Genomic DNA, 9,383 nt, shown 5'->3' with positions numbered 1-9,383 from the left:
TCTTCCGGATCACGATCAGGCAGCTGGTTAGTCAACCCGCTGAGGATATGGGAGGTATCTTCTCCTGCAGCCACGTCCAACCTCTCTTTGCGCGCATTCATCGGCGCTCCCAGGCCGGGCAGGGTGGCTGTCCGGCGTGAGGGCGACGTGTGCGACGTATCGGTTACAACAGCCCGGTCATGTGCGCCGGGCAGGGTCCTACCACGCCTATGTCTGCATAGAGTTCCAGGGCGGTCGCCCCGCAGGCATAGTTGTCACCGATCACTCTAGCTCTGACTTCAACACGATGCGTAGCCGCGCCTTCGGCACCGGTCTTGTATTTCGCGGTCATACTGGTTGTGTGACGAAAAGCCGCTGCGATGCGGGTTGGCCGTGCCGGATGTGACGCAGAATATGGCGGATCGCGGTACGGGCAGCTTGAAGCGCAGGCACAAAGGGTGTTGGCTTGGAGTAATGGAAATCACTATGCGCACTGCATGTATAAGGCATTGGAGGAACACGTGAGCGAGGCCGACGCCGCCACTTCGGTAAATGTGGCGGAAAAATTGGGTTTCAAAAACGGGGATCTGATTCAGGAGTTCGGTTACGACGACGACGTCGATTTCGACTTACGTGACGATATAGAGGACCTGACCGGGTCCGAGCTCCTGGACGAGGACGACCACGATGTCGTTGACGCTGTCATCTTCTGGTGGCGGGACGGCGACGGTGACCTGGTCGATACACTCATGGATTCGCTGACCACCCTGAGCGAGAACGGCGTTGTCTGGGTGTTGACTCCCAAGTCCGGGCGGCCGGGTTACGTCTCTCCTGCCGAAATCCAGGAAGCCGCACCCACCGCCGGGCTGCACCTGACCACCTCCGCCGGTGTATCCAAGGACTGGAGTGCAACCCGGTTGGTGAGCAGGAAGAATAAGTGAGCCCAGGACTTGCCGTTGACGGCCTGACCTTCCGGGCGAGCGTGGAAACTACGGTACCCGCCGTCGGTGAGGCCGCCCCGGACTTCGAGCTCACCAATCAGTTTGGTGAGCCTGTCCGGCTCTCATCCTTCCGCGGCCAGAACGTTGTCTTGGTCTTTTATCCTTTCGCATTTTCCGGCATCTGCACCGGTGAACTCTGCGAAATCCGCGACAACCTCGCTGTTTTCGAAGACGCCAAAGCCGCTGTCCTGGCCGTCTCCGTGGACAGCAAATTTAGCCTGCGGGCCTATGCGGAGCAGGAAGGCTACAGCTTCGACTTGCTTGCGGATTTCTGGCCCCACGGTTCTGTGGCCAGCGATTACGGCGTTTTTGACGCCGAGAGTGGGATGGCGCGGCGCGGGACCTTCATCATTGATCGGGCCGGCATCGTCCGCTACGTGGTGGTGAACCCCCGCGGCCAGGCCCGCGACCTTTCTGCATACCGTGATGCCCTGGCAGGTCTGGACCAGGCCTGAGCCCGGATGGATCAGCGCAGGCACAGCGTAGGGCTCACCGGTTTCGCTAGCCTGCCCACTGCGCGCCCTGCCGTTCTGGCTGACGCTGATCTCGAAGTCCTCCGCAGGGTCCGCGCCCTGCTTGCCGGCAAGCGCATTGCGCTCCTCACCGGTGCTGGGCTGAGCACTGATTCGGGGATTCCTGACTACCGCGGTCCGGATTCAGCGCCGCGGTCACCCATGACGTACCAGGAATTTGTGGGGGACCCGGCTAACCGCCAACGCTACTGGGCCCGTAACCACATCGGGTGGTCGCACCTCCGGCATGCCGATCCCAACGCAGGCCACCGGGCGGCAGCAGAGCTTGAGCGCCGCGGCCTTCTCACCGGCCTCATCACCCAGAACGTTGACCGCCTGCATGAGGAAGCTGGCAGCTTCAACGTGGTGGACCTTCACGGCCGTTTCGACCAAGTCGTCTGCCTGGAGTGCCGCCGCATCTTTTCGCGGCGCCTGCTCGCCGGAATGCTGGAGGAACTCAACCCAGGTTTCTTGGAAAAAGCCAGCGCCTCCGGTCTGGTGGAGATGGCCCCGGACGCCGACTCGACCGTTGAGGACCAGACGCTGATTGGAAGCTTTGTTGTGGCAGTCTGCCCTGCGTGCGGCGGCACCCTCAAGCCTGACTTTGTGTATTTTGGCGAAAACGTTCCAAAAGACCGTGTAGCACGGTCGTACTCGATCGTGGACGAAGCGGATGCGTTATTGGTGGCGGGATCTTCCCTGACGGTGATGAGCGGATTGAGATTCGTCAGGCACGCAGCAAACGACGGAAAACCCGTCGTCATCATCAATCGGGGAGCCACCCGCGGGGACGACCGCGCCACCATCAAACTGCATGCAGGGGTCAGTGAATCCCTGGCCTGGCTGGCTGTGGAATTGCCGTCACTGTGAGGGCATTGCGCCCCCTTATGGGGGGGCCGATTGGCTTTTGACGTGGCGAGTCAGGTAAAGTCTATGTTCGTTGGTTGAAGCGCTGCGGCGCGGAAATCATCCCTTTGGGTCTTTAGCTCAGCTGGTAGAGCGCCACGTTTACACCGTGGATGTCATCGGTTCGATCCCGGTAGGACCCACCAAACAAAAACCCCGTTGCTCCGGCCTCCTCGGCCGCGAACAACGGGGTTTTGTTGTGTCCGGGAATCTCACTCCGGGGCTATCACCTAAGCCTTGCGCACATGATGGGGACGCCTTCGACTGCCCAGCCCTCCGGAGCGACGTGGACGGGCCGTGTTTCACTGTCGGCTGCGCCTTCGCAGGCCTCCTTCGCCGCCTGTACCCCGTCGGACCAGGACGGGCCCGCTTCACGCGCTACCTGGGTGGGGAAGTACGAAACAGCGAGCAAGACAGCCAACACTGCTCCGACCGCTGCGGCCGCTGGCACCGACTTTCTTACCAGGGATTCGGCGAGCAGGGGGACCAGCGCCAGGATAAACATCGAGGGGACCGCCGAGTAACGGGACAGTGTGAACTGCGCCCATTCAGTGTCTGTCAGTTGCGAGTAGTGGAATTCGCCACCCGGGTTGGCGACAAGGCATGCCGTCCAGATGCCCAGCGATGCGGCCAGGAAAACCAGCGCCACCAGGCGGTTCTGCTGGGAAGCCGTGGTCAGCAGATAGGCCGCAAGCGCGACTATGGGAACGCTGGCCACCACCACCGGGGCCCAGCCGAAATTGAGGATGTTCAGGCCCATGTTCCGGGAGGCGCCGTAAACGACCACGCCGGTAATGTTGACGAACCATCCGATAAGCACAGATCCCAAGTCAATGAACTCGCCCTTTTGCTCACTGCGAGGGAAGGCGAACACGGTGAAGATTTGGCAGGCGGCGCCTGCGAGGAGCCCTGCCCGGGCGGGCCAATAGGCTTTATTCCTGACTCGGAAAAGAACCAGCGGCAGGAAGACGACCGAAATCACCTCGGTGATTGCCGAGAGGCCTGCCACCGCAAAGAGCAGGAAGCCCGATGCTTTGTTCTCCGCTGGCTTGAACAGCAGCCACGGCATGAGCCATAGCAGATACCAATGCAAGTTGGCGGTGTTGCCTAGGATCTCGTAAGGAGCGACGCTGACCATGACCGGTATGGCCGCCCAGGCAGCCCGCAACCAGACCTTATCCGTGAGGGCCCCGGCGCAGTAGTAGGTCAGGAAAGCAACCAGCCCCACGACGAGGGACGATGCGAACGCCAACGCAACCGCGAAGTCCTTCAGTGCCACAAAATGGACCACCAGTTCCGCAATGGTTCTTGGGAGAACATGCAGGTATCCCTCGTATGGGGCAAAGAGGGCAGCCGGACCGCCTCCGGAGAAGGCTTGGCCGATGAAGATGGGGCCATCTTCAGCCCAGACTGTTGCCGACGCAGCAGCGGGCAGCCGCAGGAAGGCCACGAATGTTGTGATTGTCAGTGCCACGACGGCCATGGCTGCCCGGCTGGCGAATACCCGCAATGCTTTGTCTCCTGGTTTGTGCTTGCAACGGAGTCAAAGCCCGCCTGTCCGGGGCCGGCTCCAGCCGGTCTGCCCAGGCTTCAATATAGCCCAGAACCATGTCTGGAACCCGAAGTGGCGGTGTGCGGCCAACATCGCGGAAGACTGTCCGTTAATTGTCGGACCTCCGCTATAGCGTGCGGGTATGGAACATGTGGTGCTCAAGACAACTGCAAGCGGAAACCCCGCAACGGTGATCTGCGGGGGCAGGCAGTGGGCCGTCAGCGCAGCACCTGTCCGATGGTTCGAACGTGTCAGCTGGTGGGAAGGCCAGCGACGAATGCCACGCGGAATCAGCCGCGTGGATGTGGAGGTGCTGCAGGTCCAGGTGCGGTTGGGGAACAACCCCCACTCGGCATTGACTACCATGACGCTGGTCCGGGATGGGCTTGGCGGCAGTTGGAGGCTCCGGGAGTCCGTTGCGGACGCGGCCTGATGGAAAAGCCGACCGGGCATTGGAAAACCCTCCACCGCGACTATTGGGGGATGCCGCGGTGGAGGGTCTGAGATGAATATACCGTGAACTCCCGGAAACAAAAAATGTCACGCAGGTACTACGCAAAGTTTTTCGAAGGCGTGTCATAAAGGCCCCTCCAGCGTGGGCTCCCAGCCATTATGATGGTTGGTGTTCAGTGGAATGAACAGCTGGACGATGACAACGCATTGGCGCGCCAACCGAAGGAGAATCATGGCTGATTCCCGCACACCCCGATCCTCCGAGGGCCTCGGAAGCGCTTCGCCGGCGCCGGCGGTCACCCGAGCGGCGGCTGTCTTGGAGGCTCTGGCAGCGTCCCCTGCAGGAAAGTTGACCCTGAGCGATCTTGCCCGTGAGCTGGGCATCCCTAAGTCATCGACTTCCAACCTGCTCCTTGCCCTCGAAGAGGCACGGCTTATCGGCCGCCAGGGTGCGGAGTTCACACTTGGCCGGAAGTTGGTGGAACTTGGTGCCGCCTATCTCAGCAGGCTGGACGAAGTGCAGGAGTTCTACCGCTATTGCGAGCAGGCGCCCACACTTTCCGGCGAGACGGTCCGCATTGCCATGCTGGACGGGACCAATGTCATCTATCTCGCCCGTTACGAGGGCCATCCAGCGGTAAGGCTCACCTCCAACATCGGCGACAAAATGCCGGTTTCCCTGTGTGCCGTGGGCAAGGTGCTGATCGCCCGGCTTCACGATCACGACATTGAAGCCATGTTCCCGGACGATCTCGAGCTTCCGGTCATGACGCCAAAGTCCCTGCGTACGGGAGCGCAGCTAAAGGCGCAGCTGGAGACGATCCGTGATCAGGGCTATGCCTTCGAAGATGAGGAATCAACCACCGGAGTGGTCTGCCTTGCTGTGGCAGTGCCGACCCACGGTGCCCACGGCCCCAGCCTGGGGCTCTCCGTCACGGCCCTGAAGGCCACGTACTCCGCGGAACAGGGTGACCAGATGGTCAAAGAGCTTCGGGAACTCGCCCAATCCCTCGGCAACCCCATGGGCTGAGACGCCAATTCAGGGGCCCTGACCAAAGCAATCGAACAATTTCACTGCAGACTCTTGCCGCTTGTTCAACTTGCTGTACTCTGTTCAATATAGTGATCTGCACAACAGGTGCTGTCGCTTACCCACCAGGCCAACGGGGGCCTGGCGTGTTTTTGAGGGAGTTCCAGTGACAACTCGTACTAAATCACCGCTAGCTGAAGCGGACGGCGCCGTCGTCGATCCGGAGCAGCTGCGAAGGGCAACTCTTGCCAGTTCCGTGGGTTCCGCCCTGGAGTACTACGACTTTTACATCTACGGCCTGGCCTCGGCCCTGATTTTCGGCCCTCTGTTCTTCTCCCCGCTGGGCGAGAGCGGCGCGGTCATCGCCTCCTTCGCGACCTACGGCGTTGGGTTCGCTGCCCGGCCGTTCGGCGGCGTTATCTTCGGCTACATCGGGGACCGTTTCGGCCGCAAAATGGTCCTGATCCTCACCATCGGGCTGATGGGCATGGCCAGCTTCGCCATCGGCCTGCTGCCCACGTTCGAGCAGGCCGGGATGGTGGGAGCAGTGCTCCTGGTGGCCCTCCGGATCCTCCAAGGGTTGGGCGCCGGTGCCGAACAGGCCGGAGCCACCACCCTGATCTCGGAAGTGGCACCGCGCCGCCGTCGCGGTTTCTTCGCCTCCCTCCCTTTCGTTGGCATCCAGCTCGGTACCCTCCTGGGTGCCGGTACGTTCGCCCTGATGGCCCTGGCCGACAAGGCTGTCCTGCAGGGGTGGCTGTGGCGGGTTCCGTTCCTGGCCAGCGTCATCCTGATCGTCATCGCTGTGTTCATCCGGCTGCGGCTGAAGGAGACTCCGGTCTTCCAGGAACTCGAAAAGCACAAGGCCGTGGTCAAGAACCCGGTGGGCCAGATCTGGAAGCACTCCAAGAAGAACGTCCTGATCGGCATTGGCCTGCGTATGGGCGAAAACGGAAACTCTTCCATCTACTCCGCACTCCTGGTCTCCTTCATCAGCATGCCCGCCGGAATCTTCGCTGGCGACAAGTTCATCGGCCCCACGGGCCTCCTCATCGCCGCCGGGTTCGCCGCGGTTATGGTGGTCACGTTCGGCGCTCTGTCCGACCGCTTCGGTCGCGTCCCTGTCTACCGCTACGGCGCCCTGTTCCAGGCCATCATCGCCCTGCCTGCCTTCTACCTGGTCACCCTTGGCAATGTCACGCTGGTCTGGGTGGTCATGGTGGTGGGCATCTCCCTGGGTGTCCAGTCCATGCTCGGGCCCCAGTGCGCCCTCCTGCCGGAACTCTTCGGATCCCAGCACCGCTTCACCGGTGTGGCACTGAGCCGCGAACTCTCCGCTGTCCTCGCCGGCGGCTTCGCACCCATGATCGGCGTGGCCCTCCTTGCTGCCACGGGCCACTCCTGGCTGGTCCCCGCGATCTACTCCCTGGTCCTGGCGCTGATCTCCTTCGGGACAACGTTCTTTACACCGGAAACCAACGGCCGTGACCTGGTCCTCGTTGAGGATGCCAGCTAGCTCACGTGTTCCATGGAAGGTGGCCTCCCCGGCAACGGGGAGGCCACCTTTCGGCGTTAGGAGCGTGAAAGGAGTTTGCTGCCCGGGTCATCAGCCGCGCTCGTCCTGCGGTGCCGCCGGTTCCGCAGACACAAAGAGCCCCTGCCGGGATTCCTGTTTCCAGGATCCGGGGCAGGGGCTCTGACGTGCCGGCCTCTTGGGTGGACCAGCACGGCGGACCAGCAGTGCGGACCGGCAGTGGCGGATCAGTAGAAGTGGACGGTGTCCACAAGGTGGGGCAGGTCGCCGCCGTCGAGGAACGTGCGCAGGTTGCTGGCGAAACGCTCCGCGATCAGGCGGTTTTCCGCGGCGCTGAGTGCCGATGTGTGGGGCGAGACCATAACCCTGGGGTGGTGCCAGAGCGGGCTCTCCTGGGGCAGCGGTTCGACGGCGAAGACGTCCAGGCAGGCGTACGACACCTGGCCGTTGTCCAGTGCTTCCAGCAGGGCTTCCTCGTCCACCACCGTGCCACGGCCGACGTTCACGAAGACCGTCCCGGGCTTCATGGCCGAAAAGACCTCACGGCTGAAGAGCCCTTCTGTATAAGGGGTCCCCGGGAGGGTATTAACCACGGCGTCCGCAGTGGCCAGCAATCCCGCAAGTCCGTCATTGTCCGAAACCTGTTCGATTCCCTCGATCGGCTCCACTGTGCGCTTGGTGCCGCTGACCTTCATGCCCAGTGCCCGGGCGATCCGGGCTGTTTCCAGTCCGATCTCTCCCAATCCGGCAATCACCAGGGTTGATCCGCTGACCAGCCGGGTGGGGGTGCGCAGCTCAGGCCATACTTTGGCGGCCTGGTCCTGCGCGAGTTCGGCGCTGCGCTTGAAACCGTTGAGGATTCCCATCGCAGCAAATTCCGCCAGCGGCAGGGCGTGCACGCCAGCGGACGTGGTCACCTTGAACTTCCGCAGGGTCTCCTGGTCCAGCCCGGAGGCCTTCACCGCTCCGCCGGCCCCGGCCGCCATGCAGTGGACCCACTGGAGGTGCGGATTCTCGCGGGCGATCCTCGCGAGGCCCGCCGGACTCTCATTGGGGAGCCCGTACAGCACCTGCGCCTGGTTGAGCATGGACCAGTATCGCTCCTCCTGCTCAGCCGTGCGGCTGAAAGCGGGATCACCGGAGTGGTCCGCCGGAAAGCGCTCCGGCGGCAGCAGGTCGGGATCGTAGAGGACGGTAACGGAGGGGTCTACGGCGCGGAGGCGGTCCACGAGCTCAGCTTCGAGCGGGACGGCGATGGCGACGATGGTTTCAGACGTCATAGTGTTCATCATACTGAATGGAGGATAGGATATTGGACAGATTTCTTTTCATTAACCACGAAGATGTGAGGAAGTAGCGGACGTGGAAGACAGAAGCGCGGGCTTTGTGGGCCTGGGGCTCATGGGCAAGCCCATGGCAGCCAATCTCCTGCGAAGCGGGTGGGACCTGACGCTATGGAACCGGTCGGCCGGCGCCGTTGCGGCGCTGGAGCAGTTAGGTGGACGGCCGGCGCACGACGTCGCCGACATGCGCGACCTGCCGGTGATCGTCTTTATGCTGCCGGACCTGTCCTTCATCGAAGAGGCCGCTGCCGGACTACTGAAGAGCTGGCGCGCTTCGCCACCACGGGCCGGCACCAACGTTGTGGTCATGAGCAGCGTCTCGCCCTCCGGTGTGCAGAACTTCGGCCTAGAGGTGCAGCGGGCCAGCCAGGGGAATGCGGCCGTGCTGGATGCCCCTGTCAGTGGCGGAACAGCCGGGGCCGCGGACGGCACGCTTGCCATCATGGCCGGCGGCGCGGATGCTGACTTCCGCAGGCTGGAGCCGTTCTTCGGTGCCATGGGAACCACAGTGCGGCACATGGGAGCGTTGGGGGCAGGATCGCTCGCCAAAGCGTGCAACCAGTTGATTGTGGGAACAACGACGGCGGCGCTCGCCGAAGCCGCGGAACTGGCCGAACGCTCGGGCATGGACGTTGAATCGCTCTTCGAGGTGCTGTCCGGCGGTCTCGCGGCCAGCAGGGTCCTGGACATTGTCGGCCCGCGGCTTGTCCGCAAGGACTACACGCCCAGCGGCCCGGCCAAGTTCATGCACAAGGACCTCTCCTTTGTGCTCGAGTCAGCCCGGGCCGCCGGTGCTGCTGTGCCCATGGCGACTGCCGGCGTCGAACTTTACGCCGAACTCAAGCGCCAGGGCCTCGGCGACCAGGACCTTGCGGTAGTACGGCAGGCCATTTCACAACTCAGCGACGCAGCAGCGGACAGCGCAATGAAAGGGACAGTTTCAGCATGAGTGGACTTTTTGACCTGTCGGGGCGGGTTGCTTTGGTGACGGGTTCCAGCCGGGGGATTGGTAATGCGCTGGCGCGGGCGTTGGCCGACGCCGGTGCCACCGTGGTGCTGAACGGGATCAATGC

10 protein-coding genes and 1 tRNA gene are annotated in these 9,383 nt (G+C 62.6%); 9 read left to right on the top strand and 2 right to left on the bottom strand.

The features are described 5' to 3' along the window. The first annotated feature begins 500 nt into the window (after positions 1-500). The 4 genes from V9L17_RS21060 (at position 501) to V9L17_RS21045 (ending at position 2,544) form a co-directional block, all read left to right on the top strand. A complete protein-coding gene (locus tag V9L17_RS21060; RefSeq protein WP_337349229.1) occupies positions 501-920 on the top strand; it encodes a DUF3052 domain-containing protein in 420 nt (139 codons plus the stop codon). Continuing rightward, positions 917-1,435, top strand: coding sequence for a peroxiredoxin (locus V9L17_RS21055; RefSeq protein ID WP_443198057.1), 519 nt, complete (start codon positions 917-919; stop codon positions 1,433-1,435). Before V9L17_RS21060 ends, V9L17_RS21055 begins: the two co-directional genes overlap by 4 nt. A 6-nt stretch (positions 1,436-1,441) precedes the next feature. Beyond that, positions 1,442-2,362 (top strand): NAD-dependent protein deacetylase, encoded by a 921-nt coding sequence (locus V9L17_RS21050; RefSeq protein WP_337352771.1) that lies wholly within the window; start codon positions 1,442-1,444, stop codon positions 2,360-2,362. Between the two features lie 106 nt (positions 2,363-2,468). Beyond that, a tRNA-Val gene (locus V9L17_RS21045) sits at positions 2,469-2,544 on the top strand. An 80-nt stretch (positions 2,545-2,624) separates the two neighbouring features. Here V9L17_RS21045 and V9L17_RS21040 read toward each other — a convergent pair. Then, positions 2,625-3,908, bottom strand: coding sequence for a hypothetical protein (locus tag V9L17_RS21040; RefSeq protein ID WP_337352770.1), 1,284 nt, complete (start codon positions 3,906-3,908; stop codon positions 2,625-2,627). Between the two features lie 184 nt (positions 3,909-4,092). Here V9L17_RS21040 and V9L17_RS21035 point away from each other — a divergent pair, with 184 nt between their 5' ends. From V9L17_RS21035 to V9L17_RS21025, 3 genes are all read left to right on the top strand, one after another. After that, a complete protein-coding gene (locus V9L17_RS21035; protein WP_337349225.1) occupies positions 4,093-4,383 on the top strand; it encodes a hypothetical protein in 291 nt (96 codons plus the stop codon). Positions 4,384-4,635: 252 nt separating this feature from the next. After that, entirely contained in the window at positions 4,636-5,433 is a 798-nt protein-coding gene (locus V9L17_RS21030) for an IclR family transcriptional regulator (RefSeq protein WP_337352769.1), read from the top strand. A gap of 166 nt (positions 5,434-5,599) precedes the next feature. Further along, a complete protein-coding gene (locus tag V9L17_RS21025; RefSeq protein ID WP_337352768.1) occupies positions 5,600-6,949 on the top strand; it encodes an MFS transporter in 1,350 nt (449 codons plus the stop codon). A 245-nt stretch (positions 6,950-7,194) separates the two neighbouring features. Here V9L17_RS21025 and V9L17_RS21020 read toward each other — a convergent pair whose 3' ends face one another. Then, positions 7,195-8,259, bottom strand: coding sequence for a D-2-hydroxyacid dehydrogenase (locus V9L17_RS21020; RefSeq protein ID WP_337352767.1), 1,065 nt, complete (start codon positions 8,257-8,259; stop codon positions 7,195-7,197). A 70-nt stretch (positions 8,260-8,329) separates the two neighbouring features. On the opposite strand from V9L17_RS21020, the gene V9L17_RS21015 reads away from it, so the two are divergent. Beyond that, positions 8,330-9,259: an NAD(P)-dependent oxidoreductase gene (locus tag V9L17_RS21015; protein ID WP_337352766.1), complete on the top strand. Its 930-nt coding sequence runs from the start codon at positions 8,330-8,332 to the stop codon at positions 9,257-9,259. After that, positions 9,256-9,383 (top strand): SDR family NAD(P)-dependent oxidoreductase (locus V9L17_RS21010; RefSeq protein WP_337352772.1); only part of this gene is annotated, 128 nt, incomplete at its 3' end. The genes V9L17_RS21015 and V9L17_RS21010, both read left to right, overlap by 4 nt.

This window comes from Pseudarthrobacter sp. CCNWLW207, from assembly GCF_037203945.1.
Taxonomy (GTDB): Bacteria; Actinomycetota; Actinomycetes; order Actinomycetales; family Micrococcaceae; genus Arthrobacter.
The sequence above is the reverse complement of the archived record's forward strand: the minus strand, read 5'-3'. Positions and strand labels throughout refer to the sequence as shown.